Source organism: Streptomyces sp. NPDC037389 (genome assembly GCF_040636475.1).
Taxonomy (GTDB): Bacteria; Actinomycetota; Actinomycetes; order Streptomycetales; family Streptomycetaceae; genus Streptomyces; species Streptomyces hesseae.
In genome coordinates, this window is record NZ_JBEZUS010000007.1 from 181897 (window position 1) to 205659 (window position 23763).

Consider the following 23763-nt stretch of genomic DNA (forward strand, 5'->3'; position numbering starts at 1 on the left):
GCACAACAATCGATCGTACGTTCCCGTGCGCCGGGCCGGGGCCCGGCCCCGGCATTCACGGCGCCCCGGCACTCACAGCTGGGTCCAGTCGTGCGGCGTCAGGCCGTACTGCCGTGCGATCGGGTTCCACAGATCGGCCGCCTTCTTCTTCGCGGCCGTCGCATCGGCGCTGGCCCGGTCGCCGTCGACGCTGTCGCGCGTCGGCCGGGCGTGGTCCTTCACACAGCCCTTCTTGTCCTTGGCCTGACGGGCCCAGGCCGCGTAGTGGCTGTCCGCCGACGCGGACGACTGCCACGCCTTCGTCAGCTGGGCGGTCAGGGCGGCGCTGTTGGACAGCTTGTCCGTGGGCGTCTGCCCCAGCCGGCCGACCAGGGAGTTACGGTCGCCCGCGGCGGCGGTGAGATCGGCGGCGGACTTGTCGAGGTCCTTGCAGTTCCGGGTGGAGTCCACGGCCTTGATGACCGCGTCCCGGCTGTTGTTGCTGTCCTTCAGCAACGCGTCCAGCGCCTTGGCCTGCGCCGCCGCCGGGTCGTCGGTCTTGGCCGACGGCGAGGGCGTGGCGCTGGGGGTGTCCGCGGCCTTGGGCGGGGCGGAGGCGGAGGGGGCGCTCGTCGCCGGGCTCGCGGCGGCGGCGTTCTGCTGGTCGCCGCCGTTGTCGTCCCCGCCGCTGAGCAGCGCGCCCGCGCCGAGCCCGGCGACGGCGCAGCCCGCGACGACGGCCGCGATCACCACGGCCGGGGACTTCTTGCGGCCCGCCGGGCGGGGAGCGTCATGGCCGCCGTGCGGTGCCGCCGGGGCGCCGGGCACGCCGCCCGGCATTCCCGGACCGCCCCGGTGGCCCTGCGGGCCCTGATGGCCCTGCGGCCTCTGCGGGCTCGGGTGACCCTGCGGGCCCGTGGGGCTCGGGGGGTAGCCGTACCCACCGCCGACGCCGTGGGACGCCTGCGGCTGCCCGGGAGGCTGCCCCGGAAGCTGCCCGGCAAAGGGCGCGGGCACGGACCCGCCCGGCGGTACGGGCGGCAACTGCTGCGTGGGCGTCGCGGAGCGGAACAGCGTGTCGAACTCGGCGGGCGGCGGCCGCTCCCCGGGCCGGGCCATCACCGAGAAGGGGGTGGCGGGCGTGGGAGTGGAGGTGGTGGGCTCGGCGGGCGGCGGGACGGAAGGAGAGCCCGCGGCGGGTGAGGACGCGGCTCCCGGCGCTCCGGGCCCTGCTGCCGGGGCCGACCCGGCCGGGGGGACGGGCGGCAGGAGGGTGGTCGCGGCCTCGGCGGTCGCCGCGTGCGCGGGGGCGGACTCGTCGTCGCGCTCGTTGACGACGGGCGGGAGGTACTGCGTCGCGGCGACGGAGTCCGCGCCGGGGACGGGCGGCAGATACTGCGTGGCCGCTTCGGCGGGCATGAGGCCCATGGGACCCGTGGGACCCGCGTTGCCCGTGACGGGCGGGAGGTACTGGGTGGCGGCCTCGGCTCCGGCCCCGGTCATGGGCGGCAGAAAGGCCGTGGCCTCCGCGTCCCCGTGGGCGGCGTGACCGGCATGGGCGCCATAACCGCCGTGGGCACCGCTACCGTCATGGCCACCGAAAGCCGGTGGGTCGCCGAAAGCCGGCGGGTCGCCGAAAGCCGGCGGGTTGCCGAAGACCGGCGGGTTGCCGAAAGCCGGCGGGTTGCCCGGGTGCGAGGGCAGCAACTGCGTGGCCTCCGCGGCGGATTCGGGTCCGGAGTGCCCAGGCCCCGTGCCGGGTATATCGGATATCTCGCGTATCTCCGGTATCGCGGGCGGTATCGCGGGCACGTCGGCCCCGGCGCCCGGCGGCGGGTTCTCCGGCGGGAGAGGGGCACCGGCCGTGGGCCAGGGCGTGCCCCAATCGGGGGCAGGCCGAACTGGCGGCGCGGGCGGGGCCGCAGGGCGCTGCGGCTCGTTTCCCTGTCCGCTCTGCGTCACCGGGACTCCTCAGGCTGTAACGGGACTTACGGGACCGGCGGCTCACGCTACCGGGTCCCGCGTCCGGTCGGCCATGTGCCGCCCGTTCGCCCCGAAACGCCCCCTCTGCGAGCCGGTACCGCGCTCCCCGCGGTGTCCTCAAACGCCGGACGGGCTGAAATCAGCCCACCCGGCATCCGACTACGCCGCCTGCATCTCCATTCGCGCGCCGAACTCCCGCACCACCGGCTCGTCCCGGTACGGCTCCAGCCGCTGCTGGAAGTCGTCCAGGTACTCCGCGCCCCGGTTGGACCTCAGCGTGCCCAGCAGTTCCAGGGCCCGGCTGCCCGTGGCGACCGCCTCCTCCACCTCCCTCTGCTGCACATGTGCCGTGGCCAGGAGCAGCAGGTCGATCGCCCGCCGGCGGACCCTGCTCGTCGGGTGCCCGGCCAGCGCCTCCTCGGCGTGGCGCCGCGCCGGTTCGGCCTGGCCCAGGTCACGGTGGCAGTGGGCCAGCTCGTCCGAGAGATACGCCTGGTCGAAGTGGCGGATCCACGGCGGCTCGTCCCCCGATTCCCGGCCGCTGTCGGCGGCTTCGAGCCGGGAGACGGCCCGGCCCGCGACGACCTGGCAGGAGCGCGCGTCGCCGAGCAGCGCGTGGCCGCGCGCCTCGGCGGCGTAGAACATCGCCTCGGCGCGGGGCGGCACATGCCCCCGCGCCCCCTCCTGCGCGGCCTTCGCCAGCTGCGCGATCTCCCGTGGGTTGCCGAGCGACGCGGCGAGGTGGCTCATGCTGGCGGCCAGCACATACCCCCCGTAGCCCCGGTCGCCGGCCGCCTGGGCGAGCCGCAGCGCCTGGATGTAGTAGCGCTGGGCGAGCCCGGGCTGGCCCGTGTCGACGGCCATGTAGCCGGCGAGCTCCGTCAGCCGGGCCACGGCCGCGAAGAGCTCGCGCCCGACCGCCTCCCGGTACGAGCCGGCGAGCAGGCCGGAGACGACGCTGTTGAGGTAGTGGACCACCACCGGACGGACGTGCCCGCTGCCGTAGCGGTGGTCGAGTTCGACGAGGGCCTCCGTGGTGGCCCGGACGGCCTCGACGTCGGCGATGCCGACCCGTGCCCCCGCACTCCGGGCGACCTGCGCGTCGGCGGCGGTGATCAGCCAGTCGCGGCTGGGCTCGACGAGCGCGGAGGACGCGACCGAGGTGCCGCTGAGGAAGTCGCGCCGGCCGACGTCGCTGCGCCACAGCTCGCAGACCTGCTCGATCGCGCCGAGCACGGTCGGGGAGAACTGGAGCCCGACGCCGGAGGCCAGGTTCTTGCCGTTGGCCATGCCGATCTCGTCGATCGTCACCGTGCGGCCCAGCTTGCGGCCGAGGGCCTCGGCGATGACGGCGGGGGCCCGGCCGCGCGGCTGCTGGCCGCGCAGCCAGCGGGCTACGGACGTCTTGTCGTAACGCAGGTCCAGTCCGTGCTCGGCGCCGCACATGTTGACCCGGCGCGCCAACCCGGCGTTGGAGCAGCCGGCTTCCTGGATGAGCGCCTGCAACCGTTCGTTCGGCTGCCGCGCCACAAGTGGCCTCGCGGCCATGCTTTACCCCCTGAGACTGCTGATACCGCTATGCGTTCGCGATGAGTTCCGCCGGATGCGGAACAGCCGGTTCGGCCGTGAACGCTCTCTCCCGTGATCTTTGCCCCCTGGATATCCGGAGAATGCAGGACTTGCCGGTATTCGCGCCAATCGCGGCGATCCACGCCCGTAGCCACCGCCTCGGTGGACTTCGCCGTCAACCGCCGCCCAGGTGGCTACCCCTTCGCGGCGGCGAACCCTCGCCTGCGCCCCCGTACATGCATCCGTGCGCCCCGTGTGCTGTTACCGGCAGGTGCAACTAGCCTGTGCCACTGCCGTAACCCCTGATGTCAAGGGGAGTTGTGTTGAACGTGGAAGAGACCATCGGAGTAGGAGCCCCGCACATTCCCCAACAGCGCGGCGAGCGCGTGCTCGACGCCGCCGTGAGATACGCGGAGGACCGGCACTGGGACGTTATTCCGGGCACCTGGCTGGAGGCCGTCGGGGGACGGGAGCGCTGCTCGTGCGGGGAGTACGAGTGCCCCGCCCCCGGCGCCCACCCGTCCCGGCCCGACTGGGCCTCCCAGGCCACGGGGAGCGCGTCCACGGCCCGCCGGATGTGGACCAAGCAGCCCCGCGCCTCGATCCTGCTGCCCACGGGCCGCACCTTCGACGCGCTCGAGGTCTCCGAGTCGGCGGGCTTCCTGGCACTGGCCCGCATGGAGCGGATGGAGATCCAGCTGGGCCCGGTCACCTGCACGCCCTTCCGCCGGATGCTCTTCTTCGTCCTGCCCGGCGGCTCCGTGAAGGTCGCCGACCACGCCCGCAGGCTCGGCTGGTCCCCCGCCACGCTGGATCTGGTCCCCCATGGCGAGGGCGGCCACGTGGTCGCGCCCCCCTCCCGGATCGGCAACCGGGGCCGGGTCCAGTGGGCCCGTCAGCCCACGCCCGCCAACCGCTGGCTGCCGGACGCGGAGGAGCTGGTCAGCGCCCTCGCCTACGCCTGCGGCCGGGGCACCGCCCCGGCAAGCTGCCGCTGACGGCGCGCCAGGCGGGCAAACCGGCGCACCACACGGACGGACGGGCGCGCCCGGCGCACGCCAGGAAGTCCCGGCAGCCAGCGAACTCCTGACAAACCTCATGCCCCCGCCCCTCGACGCGCCTCTAGGGTGGTTCCGGGGGCAGGGCGGTGCCCGTCCCCCGGAACAGCACTCGGGGATTTGAGGGACAGCACGTGGGACGGGAAGCGACAACGGAGACCGGCATACCGGCGGTCCGCGTCGAAGGACTGTGGAAGCGGTTCGGCGAGCAGGTGGCAGTCGCCGGGATCGACCTGGAGATACCCGCGGGCCGGTTCGTGGGCCTGGTCGGCCCCAACGGCGCCGGGAAGACCACCACCCTCTCCATGGTCACCGGGCTGCTGCGCCCGGACTCCGGCCGGGTGGAGATCGGCGGCGCCGACGTCTGGCAGGACCCGGCCGCCGTCAAGGCCCGCATCGGAGTGCTGCCCGAGGGGCTGAGGATGTTCGAGCGCCTCTCGGGGCGTGAACTCCTCGCCTACACCGGACGGCTGCGCGGCCTGCCCGGTGACGAGGTCGACAAGCGCGCCGCCCAGCTCCTGGACGTCCTCGACCTCGCGGGCGCGCAGAACAAGCTCGTCGTCGACTACTCCACGGGCATGCGCAAGAAGATCGGCCTGGCCGCCGCGCTGCTGCACAACCCCGAAGTCCTCTTCCTCGACGAGCCGTTCGAGGGCGTCGACCCGGTCTCCGCCCAGACGATCCGCAAGGTACTGGAGCGCTACACCGCCTCGGGCGCCACCGTCGTCTTCTCCAGCCATGTGATGGAACTGGTGGAGTCGCTGTGCTCCTGGGTCGCCGTACTGGCCGGCGGCCGCATCCGCGCCCAGGGTCCCCTCGCGGACGTCCGCGGCGACGCGCCGACCCTCCAGGACGCGTTCCTGGAGCTCGTCGGCATGCGCGGGCACGGAGGCGGCGACGACCTCGACTGGCTCGGCGGCGGCGCCCGATGAGCACGGCCACCACCCCCTCCGTCCCCGGCGCCACCGCCACCTCCTCGCCGGCCACGACGGCCACGATCCAGGCCTCCACCGCCGTCTTCGTCCGGCTGAAGCTGTCGCTGCTGCGCAACGGACTGCGGCAGTCCTCCGGCCGCAAGGCCGTCTGGATCACCTCCCTCGTCATCGTCTCGCTCTACGCCGCGCTCCAGCTCCTCGGCTTCATCGCGCTGCGCGGCCACGCCCACGTCGGCGCCCTGACCGTGTGCACGGCGGCCCTGCTGGCGTTCGGCTGGGCGGTGATGCCGCTGTTCTTCCCCGGCGGCGACGAGACCATGGACCCCAGCCGGCTGGTGATGCTGCCGCTGCGCCCCACCCCGATGATGGCGGGCCTGCTGGCCGCGGCCCTGGTGGGCATCGGCCCCGTGTTCACCGTGACGGTGCTGATCGGCGCCGTGATCGCCAGTGCCCATGGCGCCGCCGCCTTCGCCGTCGGCGTCCTGGCCGTCCCGCTGGCCCTGCTGGTCTGCCTGGCCCTGGCCCGGGCCGTGGCCACGGCCAACGTCCGCCTGCTGACCAGCCGCAAGGGCCGTGACCTGGCCCTGCTGAGCGGCCTGCTCATCGCCGTGGGCGGACAGTTCCTCAGCCTCGCCATGCAGAAGCTCAACGGCGCCGGCATGGGCCGGCTGGAGTCCGTGGCCGACGTCCTGCGCTGGATCCCGCCGGGCTCCGCGCTGGACGCCGTCCGGGCCGCGAGCGACGGCGCGTACGGGCGGGCCGCCACCGGGCTGGCCCTGACCGTCGTCGCGCTCGTCGCGGTGCTGTGGTGGTGGCAGCGCGGCCTGACGAAGGTCATGACCGCGGGCGACGCCTCCACCCTCGGGGCGGCCTCCGTCGCCAAGCCCGAGAAGGCCCGCGCCGACGGCTCCGGCCTCGCCCGGCTGCTGCCCGCCGGACGCACGGGCACCGTCATGCACCGCTCGCTGCGCTACATCTGGCGCGACCCCAAGACCAAGGCCTCCTGGGTCTCCGGGCTCGCGGTGGGCGCGCTGGTGCCGATCGTCAACGCGGCACAGGGCATGTCCAACATCTGGTTCGCCATGTTCGCGCCGACCATGCTCGGCCTTCAGATGTACAACCAGTTCGGCCAGGACGGCCCGGCCTTCTGGATGGTCCTCCAGACCATCGGCTCCCGCCGCGACGCCTACGCCGAACTGCGCGCCCGCGCCCTGTCCTTCTCGCTGATCGCCGTCCCGTACGTGGCCGTCGTGGTCACCGGCACGGCGTACTTCACCGGCAAGTGGCAGGACTGGGCCGAGGTCCTGGGCATGGCCTTCGCCCTCCTGGGCGCCCTCTTCGCCACCGGCGCCCTGGCCTCGGTCCTGGCCCCGTACTCGATCCCCCAGGACAGCGGCTTCAAGAACGTCGCCCCCGGCCAGGGCGCCCTCGCCTGGTTCGGCATGCTGGGCGCCCTGATCGGCGCGGTCCTGTGCGCCCCGCTGGGCGCGCTGGCGATCGGCCTCCACATCGCGGACGCGCACAGCTGGCTGTGGATCGTGCTCCCGCTGGGAGCGGGCTACGGCGTCCTCGTGACCTGGGCGGGGCTGCGCCTGGCGGCACCGCGCATGCTGGAACGACTGCCGGAGATCCTCACGGCGGTGAGCAAGGGGTAGCGAGGGCCGGTTCCGAACGCCGGAGGGGCTGGATCCGTCCAGCCCCTCCGGCGTTTTCGGGGGCGGGCCCGGGCTCACTCCTCCGATACGGCCTCGATGTACCCGTCCGGCCGCACGAGCAGCGTCACCCGCTGCGCGTCCGCCCGCGTCACGGTGGTGACGGCAGGCTCGTCCTTCGCCTCGACCCCTCGCGGCACCACCCGTACGTACGTCCCCGCGCGCAGCGCCTCGTACAGCCGCGACGGGTGCCCGTCCAGCTCCGCCAGCGGCAGGTCCGGCGCACGGCGGCCGGTCAGGGGGTGGGAGCCGGGCGGGGCCGGGTAGTGGATGCCGATGCCGGAGACGTACAGCGCCGCCCGCCGCACCGCGAACGGCGCGACCCGTGCCACGGCGCCCACCGCGTTGCGCACGCCCTTTGTGAGCGGCGTGGACGCCAGGGCCGCGCGGATGAGGGCGCCGCTGACGCGCAGCACCATCGCGCCGACCGGGTGCCGCTCCTCGTGGTAGCTGTCGAGGAGGCGTTCGCCGCCCCGGCCCGCGAGGACGGCGGCGAGCTTCCAGCCGAGGTTGGCGGCGTCCTGGACGCCCGCGTTAAGGCCCAGGCCGCCGGCCGGGGAGTGGACGTGCGCGGCGTCGCCGGCGAGGAGGACACGGCCGTCCCGGTAGCGCGGCACCTGGCGTTCGTCGCTGTGGAAGCGCGAGGTCCAGCGGGGGTCGCGCATGCCGAAGTCCTTGCCGAAGGCGGCCCGGGTGACGGCCTTGAGGTTCTCGAAGCCGACGGGGGCGCTGGAGGGCAGATCCTCGCTCCGGTCCCAGGCGATGACGCGGTACCAGCCGTCGCCGAAGGGGACGACGAACGCGAAGCGCTCGGCCGTGCCCCTGAAGGCGGGCACCTCGTCCGGCGCGGCGTCCAGCCGTACGTCGGCGAGCATGACCGAGCGCACGACGGCCTCCCCCGGGAAGGGCATGCCGATCGCCTCGCGGACGGCGCTGCGCACCCCGTCCGCGCCGACGACATAGCGGCCCCGGTAGGTGACGGGCTCCCCGCCCTCCTCGGCGGGCGCCACGTCCACGTCGACGCCTTCCGCGTCCTGCCGCAGCCCGGTGACCCGCGCGCCGCGCCGGAAGTCGGCGCCGGCCGCGAGCGCGCGCTTCTCCAGCAGCCCTTCCAGTTCGTACTGAGGGGTGATCAGGATGCCGGGGAAGCGGCTGTCGAGGGCGGTCATCTCGACGCGGGCGCCGCCGGGGAGCCGCACCCCGGGCAGGAACGTGCCGGTCGCGATCAGCGGCTCGGCGAGCGCGCGGGCGTCGAGCACCTCCAGGGTGCGCGCGTGGATGGCGAAGGCGCGGGTGAGGTTGGACTCCTCGGCGCGCTTCTCCAGCACCACGACCCGCACTCCCGCCGCGGCGAGATCGCCGGCGAGGAGGAGGCCGGTCGGGCCGGCCCCTACGACCAGGACGTCCGCGGTGAACCCGGACGAGGCGGATGGGATGCGTGCGGAGGTCATGACGGCTCCCGGTGAATCGCTGTGGCACGGCCGGGGCTCGGCTCGTACTACCAGTGCACACCCGCCCACCCGAATATGTCAACGCTTGTTGAATTAATGTGGAGGGTCTTGCCCCAGGACCTTCCCCCTACGCCGGAACAGCCGCCTCCAGGAAGGGCTCGGCGACGCGCCGCCAGCCGTCCGGCTGGTCGTAGTGGATCAGGTGGCCGGCGTCCGGCACCTCGGCGTAGCGGCCGCGCGGCAGCACCCGGACCATCTCCTGGGCCTCGGCGCGGCCCAGCGCGCCGTCCAGCCCGCGGACGACCAGCGTCGGGCACTCGACCAGGGCCAGCTCCTCCCAGTGCGCGTCATGGGCGTAGCCCTCGCGGGCCTGGAGCATCTGGCGGCGGAAGAACAACGGCCGCCAGCCGTCGGCGCGCTCGGCCATCACCTCCGCGTAGAAATCCCCGCGGCTGGGGGCGGGCCGCTCCAGCGTCGGATCATCCTCGCCGAACCACTTCCGCACGTCCGCGAGGGTGGCGAACGGCACCGGCCAGGAGCCCAGCCACTGGATCCACTCGCGCTGGGTGGCCGCGCCGAGGGCCGACGCACGCATATCGCAGATGACCAGGGCGCGGACGAGGTCGGGCCGGCGGGCCGCGAGCTGCCAGGCCGTGAGGGCGCCCATCGCATGACCGATCAGGGTGACGGGCGCGAGGCCGAGCTGCTCGATGGCGGCCTCCGCGTCGGCGACATATGCCTCCCGGACATAGGGGCCGCTGACGGGCTTGTCGCTACGCCCGTGGCCGCGCTGGTCGAGGGCGATCGTGCGATAGCGCGTGGAGAGCCAGCGGGCCGTCTGCGCCCAGTGCGCGGCGCGGCCCAGGAGGCCGTGGAGGAGGAGCACCCCGCCCGCCCGGGAATCGGGGCCCGGCACCGGGCCACCGCCGTACCGCCCACGGCCGCCGGCCTTCGGCGGATCGGCGAACTCCCAGGCGGCGAGCCGCACCCCGCCGCTCCCCGTCACCTCGATGCGCCGCACCATGAGCCCTGGCACCCCCTCGTCTCCCCCGAGCAGCTCCACCCTATGGAACTTCCATTCGAATGAACCGTTGTCGCGCGCAACACCCCTCGTTCGAGTGACCGGACGGCAGGATTGACCGTCTGCGGCCAGGGGAGAAATCGATCTGGGCGCGGACCGTTCGGGGAAGAAGGTCCGCGCGGCGCACCCTGGGAGCTCGGGGCTCCGGGTCGCTGTGGGGGAGAACGGGGAGGTGGGGCCCCGGCCGCTCGTCAGGGCGCCGGGGCCCTTTTCCATGCCCTTCGCCGTTTCCTTCGCCGGTTCCTTGTCGACGCCGGTCCGCCGGCCTCATCCCAGCCCCTCCCCCCGGTCGGCTGCGCGCGCATATGCGTTTCGGCACTCAGCGCCAGCGTGGCACGGCTCGGCCCCGGGCGCGCCGATTCCGCCGCGGCTCGGCAGCTTTACGTAAGGCGGTATACGTACCCGGCGCGGCCGGTCCGAGCCCGGCGTCGAGGCAGGTCAGCGCTTGGCGACGAAGACATGCGCGGCGATGTCCGCGGCCAGCTCGGCGGCTTCGCCGCTGCTGCCCACCATCACTCCACCGGGCGACTCCGTCACACTGACCACCGCGCCCGGCTGCACACCGGCCCGGCGCAGCGTGTACATCAGCTGGGCGTCCGTCTGGATCGGCTCGCCGATGCGGCGCACGACGACGGTCTTGCCGTCGGTGCCCGGCTCCAGATCCATCAGGCTGACCATGCCGTCATTGAGGAACGGGTCGGCCTCGGCCTTCTCGCCCAGCTCCTCCAGGCCCGGGATCGGGTTGCCGTACGGCGACTCCGTGGGGTGGCGCAGCAGCTCCAGCACCCGCCGCTCGACGGCCTCGCTCATCACGTGCTCCCAGCGGCAGGCCTCGGCGTGCACCTGCTCCCACTCCAGGCCGATCACGTCGACCAGCAGGCACTCGGCCAGCCGGTGCTTGCGCATCACGCGGGTGGCCAGCTGCCGGCCCTCCTCCGTGAGCTCCAGGTGCCGGTCGCCCGCGACCGTGACCAGTCCGTCGCGCTCCATGCGGGCCACGGTCTGGCTGACCGTCGGGCCGCTCTGATCGAGCCGCTCGGCGATGCGGGCGCGCATGGGGACCACACCTTCCTCTTCCAGCTCGAGAATGGTGCGGAGGTACATCTCCGTGGTGTCGATCAGTCCGGACATGCCGTGCCCCTCGATAAGTCGTGCGCTGGCCCTGGACTCAATTCTGACGCATGGGACCGACAACGGGACCGCCCGCACCTCCGCCCGCCCCGTCCGTATTGACAGCGCCGTGGTCCAGCACGCAACGTGATCCGCGCCACGAGAGTACGCCCCGGGCACACACCGAGCGGATATGTCGAGCCAAGTCGAGATAAGCCCAGTCGAGATAAGGAGCCCCGCAGCGATGAGCGAGAGCGAGCCGGCCGGGCAGTTCTTCGACGCCGCGATCGGCCTGCTGCGGCGGGTGCGCGACGAGGAGGCGGGGCCCGTCGCGGACGCCGGGGCCATGATCGCCGACATCGTCGCGGACGGCGGCCGGGTCTTCGTCTTCGGCGCCGGGCACTCCTCGCTCCCCGCCCAGGACGTCGTCTACCGCGCGGGCGGGCTCGCCCTGGTGAACCTGCTGGCCGTGCCGGGCGTGGTCGGCGTCGACGTCATGCCCGCCACGCTGGGCAGCGCGCTGGAGCGCGTGGACGGGCTGGCCGGGGCGGTCCTGGACACCAGCCCCGCGCGGCCCGGCGACGTCCTCGTCGTCATCTCCCTCTCCGGGCGCAATTCGCTGCCCGTCGAGATGGCCATGAACGCCCGCGCCCTCGGCCTCAAGGTCATCGGCGTCACGTCCGTGGCCTATGCCGAGGAGACCCGATCCCGCCATGTGTCCGGAACGTTTTTGAAGGACCACTGCGACGTCGTCGTCGACACCAAGATCACTGTCGGGGACGCGGAGCTGACCGCCGAGGGGATCGCGGCGCCCTTCGGGCCCGCGTCCACGGTCGTGGCGAGCGCCGTGATGCAGGCCGTGATGGCCGCGGCGGCCGGGGAGCTCGCCGCGCGCGGCATCGACCCGCCGATGCTGCGCTCGGGCAACGTCGACGGCGGGCACGAGTGGAACGGGCGGGTGCTGGAGGAGTACGGGGACCGGATCTTCTTTCGGCACTGAGGAGGCTTGACGGTGGGGGCTTGACAGTGGGGGCTTGACGGTGCGGCCCCGCTCACGCCGTCGTGGCCACCGCCAGGTCGATCGACGCCGCCACTCGGGAGGCGATGTCCTCCGCGTAGATCGCGTCCGCGCGGTCGAAGGCGCGGCGGGAGCCGCCTCGCAGGAAGGTGACCACGCCCACCGTCCGGCCCCGGCTGCGGAGGGCCGTGGACAGGGCGTGGCGGGTGCCCTCGGGCCATTTGCGGGCGGCGGCCCAGTTCTCCGAACGGTCCGCCGCCGCACGTACCGAGCCGCAGCGCTCGACGGCCTGGAGCGCCGGATGGCCGTCGAGGTACGGCACGGGGACGCCGCCGGGCGAGGTCAGCGGGCCCTGGCCGGGCGCCCAGGCGGGCGTCGCCGCGGCGCGGATCAGGCGGAACGGGCCCTCCGGGACGGGCCGGGGCTCGGGCAGCAGGTCGATCAGGGCGTGGTCGGCGAAGCCCGCGAGGGCGAAGTCCATGTAGAGGGCCGCGGCCTCCATGGGGTCCTCGCACTCCGCGACCGCCCGTCCCGCCCGGTGCAGCTGGCTGCCCCGGAAGCGCAGCCGGGCGCTCTCCTGCTCGGCCAGCCGGGCCTTGGTGACGTCCAGGAACAGCCAGGCCACGCCCAGGGGGACGGGTTCCTCGACCAGCGGGGTGGCCAGCCGCAGGAAACCGCTGCGCCAGCAGCGCCGTTCCGGTACGGGCGAGGGGCCGCCGCCGTGGTCGCGGACGGTCACCCACAGCTCGGTGGGCGCGGGCGGCGCGCCGGCCGCCAGGACGTGCTGGAGGGCGTTCTCCACTTCCTCCACGCCCTGGTCGAGGAGTTCGCCCAGGGGGCGGCCCAGCAGGGCCGTACGGCTCGTCCGCAGGGCGCGGGCGGCGTGGGCGTTGGCCAGGGCCGGACGGAGGTCGGCGTCGACGAGCACCACGCCCCAGGACGCGTCGCCGAACAGCGCCTCGCTGAGCGCGACGGACCGTTCCAGGTCGATCTGGGTGTGCACCTCGCTGAACGCGCAGTACACGCCCGCCGGTCTGCCGTCCGTGCCGGGCACGGCGGAGGACTGGACGCGGACGAGCACCCGCCGGCCGTCCTTGGTGAGCAGCGCGAACTCGTCCACCTGGCGGGCCGTCGACTTCATCACGCCCAGCAGCCGCCCGGTGACCTCCTCGGCGTCCGCCTCGCGGGCGGCCCAGCCGCCCAGGCCCCGTCGGCCCACGGCCTCGTCGGGCGTCCAGCCGAGTATGCGTTCGGCCTCACGGTTCCAGTGGGTGACGTGACCGTCGGCGTCGAACGCGCACAGTGCCGCGTCCATGCCGTCGAGAAGCGCCGCCAGGAGGTCGTGGTCCTCGCTCTCCGGGGCCGCCCGGTGGCCGGTGGGGCCGGGCTGGTGTGGAGCCGTCACGAGATACCCCCCGCTGGACGTGTCCGCGTGCCCTGCAAGTCCTGCACGACCGGCATTCAACTCGACCCCGGCGCACCCCACACCGTCTTCGCCGAAATCGATGCCCAAGGAAATTCGGTTGCCGGGGGCGAGCGGCCGTTCCTAGGCTGTGAGGCACACGAGAAGGGAGGTGGTTCGGGACATGATTTCTTTCCGGACGCGTGAGGTGACTGCGGGCTAGCGCCCGTCGTCGCGTTACTACGCACCGCCGGCCGTGCCGGCCAATCCCAAGCAGTCACCCGGTCCGTGGGCCGCCGAGTCGTCCGCTCGGCACCGTCCCGCTCCGCCAACAGGCGGAGGGCGGTAGCAGCCCACGGGCCGTCTGCGTTTTCGCTCGCGGTCGTCGGCTACGGGCAGAGGCGGTCCGCTTGCCAGCCGTTCTTCTCGGTGCGGACGTACCGGAGCCTGTCGTGCAGCCGGTTCTCGCGGCCCTGCCAGAACTCCACCGTCTCCGCCGTCACCCGGAAGCCGCCCCAGTGCGGCGGCACCGGCACCGGCTCGCCCTCCGGATGGCGGGCGGCCATTCGCTCGTACGCCGCGTCGAGTTCGGCGCGGGAGGCGACCACCGTCGACTGCTCGCTCGCCCAGGCGCCGATCTGCGAACCATAGGGGCGCGCCCGGAAGTACGCGGCGGTCTCCTCGGGGGACACCCGTTCGGCCGTACCGGTGACGACGACCTGACGGGCCAGCGGATACCAGGGGAACAGGAGGGAGACGTGCGGGTTTTCCGCGATCTCCCTGGCCTTGCGGGAGTTGTAGTTGGTGTAGAAGACGAAGCCCCGCCGGTCGTACGCCTTGAGCAGCACGGTCCTGGAACTGGGCCGTCCGGCGGCGTCCGCCGTGGAGACGACCATGGCGTTGGGCTCGTGGAGCTCGCTCGCGGCGGCCTCGGTGAACCAGTGCGCGAACTGCTCGTACGGATCGGCCGTGAGCTCCGCCTCGGACAGGCCCGCGGAGCGGTAGTGCGCCCGCATGGCGGCCAAGTCGTGCTGGAGATCGAACGTTAGTCCGTACTCGAGCCCGTCATCGCTGTCGTAGGCGTCATCACTGTCGTAGGCGTCGTCGGATGTGAAGTCGTCGGCGTGGGACACGTGCACATCTTGCAGCACGGGCCGCCGGCGCCGCGGGTGGACCGTGGTTCCTGCCCGCATTCCCGCCCCATAACCCTGTCACCAGCGGAAACTTCGGTGTGCCGGACATCACCTTCCCCGCAAGCCTCGAACCCCCCAAAATCACCGGTGGACAGCTGTGGCTTCCCGGCAGCACCGGCTATCGTGTCCGGCCCCGGTCCCGGCACCGTACTTCTGCGGAGGCCGGGTGATCTCCGGGGTGAAGTACAGCCGCACGGGGCATGACCGGGTAGACCGGAACGGACCGCGAGCCGCGCACGCTGCCGCGTAACCGCGCCGGTACTCCTACCGGAGCGCAGCACCCCCCACCGGAGGGAACCACCCCACCGGAAGCACCACCCCCACCGGAACGCAACAGACGCAAGCCCAACCTCTTTGACCTCGTCCGACCCATCGCCGGCCCCCGGAGACCCCGGACGGCCCGCCGGTCGGCAGCCGCTTGTCGCACACATCATGAGGAGCCGCCTGATGTCCGACTTCGTCCCCGGACTCGAAGGAGTCGTCGCGTTCGAAACGGAGATCGCCGAACCCGACAAGGAAGGCGGTTCCCTCCGCTACCGAGGCGTCGACATCGAGGACTTGGTGGGCAACGTCTCCTTCGGCAACGTCTGGGGGCTGCTGGTCGACGGCGCCTTCAACCCCGGGCTTCCGCCGGCCGAGCCGTTCCCCATCCCCGTCCACTCGGGCGACATCCGCGTCGACGTGCAGTCCGCGCTGGCCATGCTCGCGCCCGTCTGGGGCCTGAAACCCCTTCTCGACATCGACGAGGCCACCGCCCGCGACAACCTCGCCCGGGCCGCCGTGATGGCCCTGTCGTACGTCGCCCAGTCGGCCCGCGGCCAGGGACTGCCGATGGTGCCGCAGAGGGAGATCGACAAGGCGGAGACCGTCGTCGAGCGCTTTATGAAGCGCTGGCGGGGCGAGCCCGACCCCAAGCACGTCAAGGCCGTCGACGCCTACTGGACCTCCGCCGCCGAGCACGGCATGAACGCCTCCACCTTCACCGCCCGCGTCATCGCCTCCACGGGTGCGGACGTCGCGGCGGCCCTGTCGGGCGCGGTCGGCGCCATGTCCGGGCCGCTGCACGGCGGCGCGCCCTCCCGTGTCCTCGGCATGATCGAGGAGATCGAGCGCACCGGCGACGCCGTCTCCTACGTCAAGGGCGCCCTCGACAAGGGCGAGCGCCTCATGGGCTTCGGCCACCGCGTCTACCGCGCCGAGGACCCCCGCGCCCGCGTCCTGCGCCGTACGGCCAAGGAGCTGGCGGCCCCGCGCTACGAGGTCGCCGAGGCCCTGGAGAAGGCGGCCCTGGAGGAGCTCCACAACCGCCGCCCCGACCGGGTGCTGGCCACGAACGTCGAGTTCTGGGCGGCGATCGTGCTGGACTTCGCCGAGGTCCCGGCGCATATGTTCACCTCCATGTTCACCTGCGCCCGCACGGCGGGCTGGAGCGCGCACATCCTGGAGCAGAAGCGCACGGGACGTCTTGTACGACCGTCGGCCCACTACGTGGGCCCGGGCCCCCGCGACCCCCGCGAGATCCCCGGCTACGCGGACATCAAGGGCTGACCTCAAGTCGCCGGCGGGGGTGCCCACCACGGCGCCCCCGTCGGCGGGTGGCCCCGTCTCATTGGTTGTCGGCGGCCCGCGCGTTCGCCTGCATCACCCCGAACACCGATCCGAACGGGTCTCGGAACATCGCCACCCGGGCCACGCCCGGTACGTCGATGGGCGGGATGAGCGTCTCCGCGCCGCGCTCCGCCGCCGCCGTCGCCACGCTGTCGCAGTCGCGGGTCCCGAAGTACGGGTGCCATTCGGAGCGTGAACCCGCTGCCAGGTTTTCCGGGAGCAACTGCATGATGGCCCCGTGCTGGGCCTCCCGGTCGGCTTCGGAGGGGGAGACGGAGGAGCGGATGACGGCGAGGACGTGGGCGCCGACCTCGATCTCCCAACCGGTGTCCCAGGGGAAGACCGCTCCGTAGAAGGCTTTGGAGGCGGCCGCGTCCGTGGTGTACAGCTCGGTCCAGCACAGCGCGCCGGCGGCGTTGATCGCGTCCAGGGAGTCGACCTCGCGCGGCTGCCAGACGGCGAAGCGTGCTCCGGTCGGGTCGGTGAACCCGGCCGCCCGGCCGGCCATCAGGACGTCGTGGGCCGGGAAGCGGACCGTACCGCCCGCCTGCTCCACGGCCTTGGCCGTGGCCTCGGCGTCCACGGTACGGAAGTAGATCTGCCACTCCCCCGCCGCCCCGGGCTCCGCCGACGGGCCGCAGCTCGCCACGATCCTCCCGGCCAGCCGGAACAGCCCGAAACCCCGTTCCTCCGGGCCCACGGGCTCGTACGTCCAGCCGAAGGCGGCCTCGTAGAAGGCGGCGGACGCGGCGGTGTCCGGAGTCGTGAGGCCCAGCCAGTTGGGCCCGCCCGGTACGTGCGTCGCTGTGAGCATGGCGTACTCCTCGTCCTCAGTCAGGAGAAACCGGCTACCCGGCCGTTCGGCTATTCGGCGACTCCATCAGCATGCCCACGTGGAGCCCTCCATGCTCCTGTGCTCAGTCCGCCGTCGGCCAGTCCCAGCCCAGCTGGAGGAACATGCCGAGGCGGTCGCTCACCGCGCGTATCTCGGAGATCAGGCCGTCCCTCAGCGTGAAGATCCAGATCTGCTCCACCTCGAACGAGCGGTGCGTCGGCTCCGGCATCCGGGGGTGCCGACCCGTGTGGGTGCCGGTGACGGTCAGCCGGGCCATCACCGCGTCGCCCTCGGCGATGAGCTGCTGCGGGGCCATCCGGCCCGCGCCGAACGCCTCCAGCTGCCGGCGGAATCCGTCGAAGGCCGCACCCGGCTCGTCCGGCTCGCCGTAAATGATCTTGTTGTGGTCGATGACATCAGCCGCCATATAGCTGGGGAAGTCGGCGATACGCCGCTCGTTCACCGCCCGGAAGAACTCCGTCACGACCCGCTTGTTGTCCTGCGCGACCGACATCGACATCGCCATCCCCGTTCATGCTTCTTACGTCGTAAGAGTTCGTCGTCGACCACTCTGCCCTTACGATGTAAGAAAGTCAACGCCGAGCGAAGGCCGATCCATGACGAGCAAGCGCACCCGAGGCGAACGAGCGGGCCTGACCAGGGAAATCGTCCTGGACGCCGCCCTGGGGCTCATCGACCGCGAGGGGCGCGCGGCGCTGACGATGCGCCGGCTGGGCGCCGAACTCGGCGTCGAGGCCATGACCCTGTACCACCACGTGCCCAACAAGGACGCCCTGCTGGACGGCCTCGTGGAGCGGGTGTTCGCGGAAGCCCTGCCCCTCCCCGGATGTCCCGGAGGCCCCGGGGACGCCCTCGGGGAAGCAGTCGGGGACGGCGAGGTGACGGACTGGCGCACATTCCTGCGCGCCTACGCCGACTCCCTGCGCGCGGCCCTGCTCCGCCACCCCGGAGTTCTCCCCCTGATCACCGGCCGCCCCGCCGTCACCCCCGCGACGCTCGACGCCGTCGAGCGCGGGCTGCGCACCCTGACCTCGGCGGGCTTCGCCCTGGGCCCGGCCGTCGACACCCTCAACGCCCTCTCCCTCTTCGTCGTGGGCCACACCGCCGCCGAGGCCGACGCCCGGCCCTCCCAGCCCTCCGCCCAGTCCGCCCCCGGCACCAGCGCCTGGCTCGCCGAACTCGACTGCGAGCGCTATCCGCTGGTCGTCGAAGCCGCCGGCACCGGAGCGGGCACCGACGACGCCGAACGGTTCGGCTTCGCCGTCGACGCGATGCTCACCGGTTTCGGCGCGGCCGCCGGACTCACGTAGGCCCTGTCGTGCAGACCTGCCGCGTAGGCCCTGTCGCGCCGGTCCGGGCCGCGCGCGATGGCAGGCTTGGGGCATGCGTCCCTTCCGCCCAGCCGCCGCCGTCCCGGGAATCGCCGCATCGGCCCTGCTCCTCTGGCCGGGCGCCACGCCCGCGCGCGCCGACGAGAGCGGCCGCGACACGCCCTCCGGCTTCACCGTCGAGGACTCCCGCATCAAGGAGTCCAGCGGTCTGGCCGCCAGTCGCACCCACCCCGGCGTCTACTGGACGCACAACGACAGCGGCGACGGCCCGTACGCCTACGCCGTGGACAGCCGCACCGGGCGCACGGTCGCCAGAGTGACGCTCGACGGCGTCGACGCCCGGGACGTCGAGGCGATCTCCATCGGCCCCGACGGGAACGTCTACCTCGGCGACATCGGCGACAACCTCGGCGGCACCTGGCCCGACGTGCGCATCTACCGCTTCCCCGAGCCGAAGGAGCTCACGGGCGACATCACCGTCACCCCCACCACGTACACCGTCCGCTACGAGGACGGGCCGCGCGACGCCGAGTCCCTGATGGTCCACCCCCGCACCGGGCGGGTCTACATCGTCAGCAAGAAGCAGTCGGGGAAGGGGGCCCTCTACGAGGCCCCGGAGCGGCTCGCCACGTCCGGCGTGAACACCTTCCGCCGCGTCGCCGACATCGACGTGTGGGCCACGGACGGGGCGTTCTCCCCCGACGGCACCCGGCTCGTCGTCCGCGGCTACTTCGACGCCCGCGTGTACCGCTGGGAGAACGGCCGTCCGGTGAAGGAGCTCGGCCGCCCCGTCGTGCCCCTGCAACGCCAGGGCGAGTCGGTGGCGTTCACACCCGACGGCCGGACGCTGATGTACGGCTCGGAAGGCGCCGACAGCAAGGTCGTCCCGATCGAGCTCAGCGACGAGCTCCTGCCGGACAGCGCCGCGAAGGGGCAGAAGGGCGACGGGAAGGACAAGGGAGGCACGGGTCAGGCGGCCGGCGCGGACCCGGCCGGCGACGGCCGCACCCTGACGATCGGGGCCGGCGCCCTCGCCGTCGTGGCCGCCCTGGGCCTGGGCCTCCGGTGGCTGTTCCGGCGGCGCGCGGACGACGCCAAAGGCACCGGCACCGGCACCGGCACCGGCACGTAACGCCGTCGACGGCGACGTCGGGCCCGCGACGCGGAAAGGGCTGCGGCACGGGAAGGACTGCGGCACGGAAAGGACTGCGGCACGGGAAGGGCTGCGGCACGGCCTCGGCGCGCCCCACCGCCCGGGACGGGACGCGCCTCGATGGCTGATGCCGCTCAGCAGCTGATGCCGCTCAGCCCAGCCGCTCGATGACGTAGTCCACGCACGCCGTCAGCGCCTCGACGTCCGCCGGGTCGATCGCCGGGAACATCGCCACCCGCAGCTGGTTGCGGCCCAGCTTGCGGTACGGCTCGGTGTCCACGACGCCGTTGGCCCGCAGGACCTTGGCTACGGCCGTCGCGTCCACGTCGTCCGAGAAGTCGATCGTGCCGATGACCGCCGACCGCTTCGCCGGGTCCGCGACGAACGGGGACGCGTACTTGGACGCCTCCGCCCAGCCGTACAGCGTCCGCGCCGACGTCGCCGTGCGCCGCACCGCCCAGTCCAGGCCGCCCTGGCCGTTGAGCCACTCCAGCTGCTGGTTCAGCAGGAACAGGGTGGAGAGGGCCGGGGTGTTGTAGGTCTGGTTCTTCAGGGAGTTGTCGATCGCCGTCGGCAGTGAGAAGAACTCCGGGACGTGCCGCCCGGACGCGTGGATCCGCGCCGCCCGCTCCAGGGCCGCCGGGGAGAAGGCCGCCAGCCACAGGCCGCCGTCGGCGGCGAAGGACTTCTGCGGGGCGAAGTAGTAGACGTCGCTCTGGGCGATGTCCACGGGCAGGCCGCCGGCTCCCGACGTGGCGTCCACCAGCACCAGCGCACCCTCGTCGGCACCCGCGACGCGCTTGACGGGCGCGGCGACACCGGTGGAGGTCTCGTTGTGGGTGAGGGCGTAGACGTCGACGCCCGCCTCGGCCCGCGGCTCCGGGTGGGTGCCCGGCTCGGAGGAGATCACCGTCGGCTCGGCCAGCCAGGGCGCCAGCTTCGCGGCCTTGGCGAACTTCGACGAGAACTCGCCGAAGGACAGGTGCTGCGACTTGGACTCGATCAGGCCGTGCGTGGCGATGTCCCAGAACGCGGTGGAGCCGCCGTTGCCGAGGATCACCTCATAGCCCTCGGGGAGGGAGAAGAGCTCCCGGATGCCGTCGCGCACACTGCCGACCAGGTTCTTCACCGGGGCCTGGCGGTGGGACGTGCCGAGGAGGGAGGTGCCGGTCGCGGCCAGGGCGTCGAGCGCCTCCGTCCGCACCTTGGACGGGCCCGCGCCGAAACGACCGTCGGCGGGCTTGATGTCAGTGGGAATCTCGATATCAGCCACGGTCGCAGCCTAGTGCGTGCCCTCTGCCTGCGGAAACGTCTCGTCCACCCGATGAGACGATTCCGCCGGTAACCTCCCCGCTCCTTGGGAAGGGTGACCGTATGGGCGATCACAGCAGCCACGGCAGTCACTCACGAGGCAGTCACTCACACGGCAGTCCCGCCAGCGAGCTCCACTCCTCCCTCCACGCATCCGTGCGCGGAGACGTCGACTTCAGCGTCTCCGCCCGCGCCCTTGCGACCATGGACGCCTCCAACTACCGCCGCGTGCCGCTGGGGACCGTCGCGCCCCGGGACGCCGACGACGTCGCCGCCGCGCTCGCCGTCTGCCGCGAGCACGGGGTGCCGGTGGTGGCGCGCGGCGGCGGGACGTCGATCGCCGGGCAGGCGACCGGCGAGGGCGTCGTCCTCGACTTCACCCGGCACATGGCCGAGGTCGTACGGATCGACCCCGGGGCGCGCACCGCCGTCGTCCGGCCCGGCGTCGTCCTCGACACGCTCCGGGCGGCGGCCGGCGCGTACGGGCTGACCTTCGGCCCGGACCCGTCGACGCACGGCCGGTGCACCCTCGGCGGGATGATCGGCAACAACGCCTGCGGCGCCCACTCGGTGGCCTGGGGGACCACGGCCGACAACGTCCTCGCCCTGGACGTGCTGACCTACGGCGGCGAACGCGCGCACATCGGCAAGGGTGTGGACGGGCTCCCCGCCCGCCTCGCCCACGGCGTACGCACCCTCGTGGAAGGCCACTTGGCCCTCCTCCGCACCAGCTTCCCCGCCCCCTCCCTCCCCCGCCGCATCTCCGGTTACGCCCTCGACGCCCTGCTGCCAGAGCGCGGCACGGACCTCGTCCGGGCCTTCACCGGCACCGAGGGCACCCTCGGGCTGATCACCGAGGCGACCGTCCGGCTCGTCGACGCCCCCGCCGCCCGCGCGCTGGTGGTGCTCGGCTACCCCGACGAGGGCGCGGCCGCCGACGCGGCGCCCGCGCTGCTGCCGTACGGGCCCCTCACGGTCGAGGGCATGGCGGCCGACCTGGTCCCGGGCCCGGACCGGGACGCGCTGCCGAAGGGCACGGCCTGGCTCTTCGTCGAGGTCGGCGGCGCCACCTCCGGCGAGGCGGCGGCCCGGGCGGAGGAGCTCCGCCGCGCCGCCGCCGACGGTACGAGCGGGCACGCCGTGCTGACCGACCCCGCCGACCGGCGCGCCCTGTGGCGACTGCGGGAGGACGCGGCCGGCACCGCGACCCGGCTGCCCGACGGCGGCGAGGCCTGGCCGGGCTGGGAGGACTGCGCCGTTCCGCCGCAGCGGCTCGGCTCGTACCTGCGGGAGTTCCGGGCGCTGCTGGGCCGTCACGGGCTGCGCGGGGCGCCCTTCGGGCACTTCGGCGAGGGCTGTGTGCACGTCCGTATCGACGTCGACCTGCTGACCCCGGCGGGAGTGCGCCGCTACCGCGACTTCTCCCACGACATGGCGGACCTGGTCGTCGCGCACGGCGGCTCGCTCTCGGGCGAGCACGGCGACGGCCAGGCCCGGGCGGAGCTGCTCCCCCGGATGTACGGGACGGAGGTCGTCCGCCTCTTCGAGCGCTTCAAGGACCTGTGGGACCCCGCGGGCGGCCTCAACCCCGGCATGGTCGTCCGCCCCTACCCGCTGGACCGGAACCTCCGCTTCGAGGTGCTGCCCAAGGGGCCGGTCCCCGTGGAGTTCGGCTATCGGGAGGACGGCGGGGACTTCACGGCGGCGGTCCGGCGGTGCGTCGGGGTGGCCAAGTGCCGGGAGACGACGGCCGGTACGGGTGTGATGTGCCCCTCCTACCGCGCCACTCGTGACGAGCGGCACTCCACCCGGGGCCGGGCCCGGCTGCTCCACGAGATGCTGGCGGGCGAGCTCGTCACGGACGGCTGGCGCTCGGAGGAGGTGCGCGAGGCCCTCGACCTGTGCCTGGGCTGCAAGGGCTGCCGCAGCGACTGCCCGGTGGGCGTGGACATGGCCACGTACAAGGCCGAGTTCCTCCACCACCACTACGCGGGCCGGTGGCGGCCCGCGGCCCACTACGCGCTCGGATGGCTGCCGGTCTGGCTGCGCGCGGCCGCCGCCGTACGGGCCGCGCCCGTGCTCAACGGCCTGGCGCGGGTACGGCCGCTGGCGGCGGCCGCCAAACGGCTGGGCGGCATCGCCCCGGAGCGCGACATCCCACCGCTGGCCGCGGAGCCGTTCACCCGGTGGTGGCGGGAGCGTATTGACAGCACCCATCACAAGGGAATCCCCTCGCCCGATGCCGCGAACCGCGTGATCCTTTTCCCCGACACCTTCACCGACCACCTCTCCCCCGGCGTGGGCCGCGCCGCCGTCGCCGTACTGGAGGACGCCGGGCTGCACGTGACCGTCCCGGCGGGACGGCGGCCCTGCTGCGGCCTGACCTGGCTGAGCACCGGCCAACTGGACCGCGCCCGCGCCGCCATGCGGCACACCCTGGACACCGTCGTCCCTGGTGCGCCCGTCGTCGTCCTCGAACCGAGCTGCGCCGCCGCCCTCCGCACCGACCTCCCGGAGCTGCTTCCGGACGATCCGCGCGCCGCGCGCCTCGCCGCGTCCGTCCGGACCTTCGCGCAGGTCCTGGAGGAGCGCGCCCCGCACTGGCGGCCGCCCCTCGTCGACCGGCCCGTCACCGGGCAGACGCACTGCCACCAGCACGCCGTGCTCGGCGACGCGGCGGAACGGCGACTCCGGCAACGCGCCGCGCTCACCGGCGACTTGACCGGCGGATGCTGCGGCCTCGCCGGTGACTTCGGCTTCACGCGCGGCCACTACGACGTGTCCGTCGCCTGCGCCGAGGAGCAGCTGCTCCCCGCCCTGCGCCGGGCAGCCGACGGGGCGGACGGGGCGTACGTCCTCGCGGACGGGTTTTCCTGCCGTACACAGATTCGTCAACTCGCGGACACCGAAAGCCTCCACCTGGCCGAGGTACTGGCCCGCCACCTCCCCTCCGCGCCCTCCTCGCCCGGCCGAAAATGATGCAAGCGCGCTTGCTTGTTTCCGGGCCCGCTGT

Annotated in this window: 18 protein-coding genes; 8 read left to right on the forward strand and 10 right to left on the reverse strand. The window is 73.3% G+C overall.

Going from position 1 to position 23763, the window contains the following annotated elements; all coding sequences use genetic code 11:
• Positions 1-72: 72 nt before the first annotated feature.
• The gene (locus tag AB0E98_RS17490) at positions 73-1482 is read right to left on the reverse strand and encodes a hypothetical protein (RefSeq protein WP_361703109.1); all 1410 of its coding nucleotides are present in this window, start codon (positions 1480-1482) and stop codon (positions 73-75) included.
• A 639-nt stretch (positions 1483-2121) separates the two neighbouring features.
• A complete protein-coding gene (locus AB0E98_RS17495; protein ID WP_361703111.1) occupies positions 2122-3510 on the reverse strand; it encodes a transcriptional regulator in 1389 nt (462 codons plus the stop codon).
• A 326-nt stretch (positions 3511-3836) separates the two neighbouring features.
• On the opposite strand from AB0E98_RS17495, the gene AB0E98_RS17500 reads away from it, so the two are divergent.
• The 3 genes from AB0E98_RS17500 to AB0E98_RS17510 all read left to right on the forward strand — a co-directional run bounded on the left by AB0E98_RS17500 (position 3837) and on the right by AB0E98_RS17510 (position 7179).
• Positions 3837-4529, forward strand: a complete 693-nt coding sequence (locus AB0E98_RS17500; protein WP_361703113.1) for a bifunctional DNA primase/polymerase — start codon at positions 3837-3839, stop codon at positions 4527-4529.
• 194 nt (positions 4530-4723) lie between these two features.
• Entirely contained in the window at positions 4724-5521 is a 798-nt protein-coding gene (locus AB0E98_RS17505) for an ABC transporter ATP-binding protein (protein WP_361703116.1), read from the forward strand.
• Positions 5518-7179, forward strand: a complete 1662-nt coding sequence (locus AB0E98_RS17510; RefSeq protein ID WP_361703118.1) for a transporter — start codon at positions 5518-5520, stop codon at positions 7177-7179. Before AB0E98_RS17505 ends, AB0E98_RS17510 begins: the two co-directional genes overlap by 4 nt.
• Positions 7180-7253: 74 nt before the next feature.
• Here the strand turns inward: AB0E98_RS17510 and AB0E98_RS17515 are convergent, their stop codons facing one another.
• The 3 genes from AB0E98_RS17515 to AB0E98_RS17525 form a co-directional block, all read right to left on the reverse strand.
• The gene (locus tag AB0E98_RS17515; RefSeq protein WP_361703120.1) at positions 7254-8687 is read right to left on the reverse strand and encodes an FAD-dependent monooxygenase; all 1434 of its coding nucleotides are present in this window, start codon (positions 8685-8687) and stop codon (positions 7254-7256) included.
• Positions 8688-8814: 127 nt separating this feature from the next.
• Positions 8815-9711, reverse strand: coding sequence for an alpha/beta hydrolase (locus AB0E98_RS17520; RefSeq protein ID WP_361703637.1), 897 nt, complete (start codon positions 9709-9711; stop codon positions 8815-8817).
• A 495-nt stretch (positions 9712-10206) separates the two neighbouring features.
• Positions 10207-10899: a metal-dependent transcriptional regulator gene (locus AB0E98_RS17525; RefSeq protein ID WP_126915571.1), complete on the reverse strand. Its 693-nt coding sequence runs from the start codon at positions 10897-10899 to the stop codon at positions 10207-10209.
• Between the two features lie 223 nt (positions 10900-11122).
• Here AB0E98_RS17525 and AB0E98_RS17530 point away from each other — a divergent pair, with 223 nt between their 5' ends.
• Positions 11123-11878, forward strand: coding sequence for an SIS domain-containing protein (locus AB0E98_RS17530; protein WP_361703123.1), 756 nt, complete (start codon positions 11123-11125; stop codon positions 11876-11878).
• 52 nt (positions 11879-11930) lie between these two features.
• Here the strand turns inward: AB0E98_RS17530 and AB0E98_RS17535 are convergent, their stop codons facing one another.
• Positions 11931-13232: a PAS domain-containing protein gene (locus tag AB0E98_RS17535; protein WP_361703639.1), complete on the reverse strand. Its 1302-nt coding sequence runs from the start codon at positions 13230-13232 to the stop codon at positions 11931-11933.
• 455 nt (positions 13233-13687) lie between these two features.
• Positions 13688-14314, reverse strand: coding sequence for a pyridoxamine 5'-phosphate oxidase (gene pdxH / locus AB0E98_RS17540; protein ID WP_361703641.1), 627 nt, complete (start codon positions 14312-14314; stop codon positions 13688-13690).
• A gap of 624 nt (positions 14315-14938) precedes the next feature.
• Here pdxH and AB0E98_RS17545 point away from each other — a divergent pair.
• Complete coding sequence (locus tag AB0E98_RS17545; protein ID WP_361703126.1) at positions 14939-16039, forward strand: citrate synthase 2; 1101 nt, start codon at positions 14939-14941, stop codon at positions 16037-16039.
• A gap of 58 nt (positions 16040-16097) precedes the next feature.
• On the opposite strand, the gene AB0E98_RS17550 is transcribed toward AB0E98_RS17545, so the two are convergent.
• Both AB0E98_RS17550 and AB0E98_RS17555 read right to left on the reverse strand, forming a co-directional pair.
• Positions 16098-16913 (reverse strand): VOC family protein, encoded by an 816-nt coding sequence (locus AB0E98_RS17550; RefSeq protein WP_361703129.1) that lies wholly within the window; start codon positions 16911-16913, stop codon positions 16098-16100.
• 103 nt (positions 16914-17016) lie between these two features.
• Entirely contained in the window at positions 17017-17460 is a 444-nt protein-coding gene (locus tag AB0E98_RS17555; RefSeq protein ID WP_361703130.1) for an ester cyclase, read from the reverse strand.
• 91 nt (positions 17461-17551) lie between these two features.
• On the opposite strand from AB0E98_RS17555, the gene AB0E98_RS17560 reads away from it, so the two are divergent.
• Both AB0E98_RS17560 and AB0E98_RS17565 read left to right on the forward strand, forming a co-directional pair.
• Entirely contained in the window at positions 17552-18265 is a 714-nt protein-coding gene (locus tag AB0E98_RS17560) for a TetR/AcrR family transcriptional regulator C-terminal domain-containing protein (RefSeq protein ID WP_361703132.1), read from the forward strand.
• Positions 18266-18338: 73 nt separating this feature from the next.
• Entirely contained in the window at positions 18339-19418 is a 1080-nt protein-coding gene (locus AB0E98_RS17565) for a hypothetical protein (protein WP_361703134.1), read from the forward strand.
• Positions 19419-19590: 172 nt separating this feature from the next.
• Here the strand turns inward: AB0E98_RS17565 and serC are convergent, their stop codons facing one another.
• Positions 19591-20712: a phosphoserine transaminase gene (gene serC / locus AB0E98_RS17570; RefSeq protein WP_361703135.1), complete on the reverse strand. Its 1122-nt coding sequence runs from the start codon at positions 20710-20712 to the stop codon at positions 19591-19593.
• Positions 20713-20813: 101 nt separating this feature from the next.
• On the opposite strand from serC, the gene AB0E98_RS17575 reads away from it, so the two are divergent.
• Positions 20814-23729 carry an FAD-binding and (Fe-S)-binding domain-containing protein gene (locus AB0E98_RS17575; protein WP_361703137.1) on the forward strand — a complete coding sequence of 972 codons (2916 nt, stop codon included), beginning with the start codon at positions 20814-20816 and terminating at the stop codon, positions 23727-23729.
• The last annotated feature ends 34 nt before the right edge of the window (positions 23730-23763 follow it).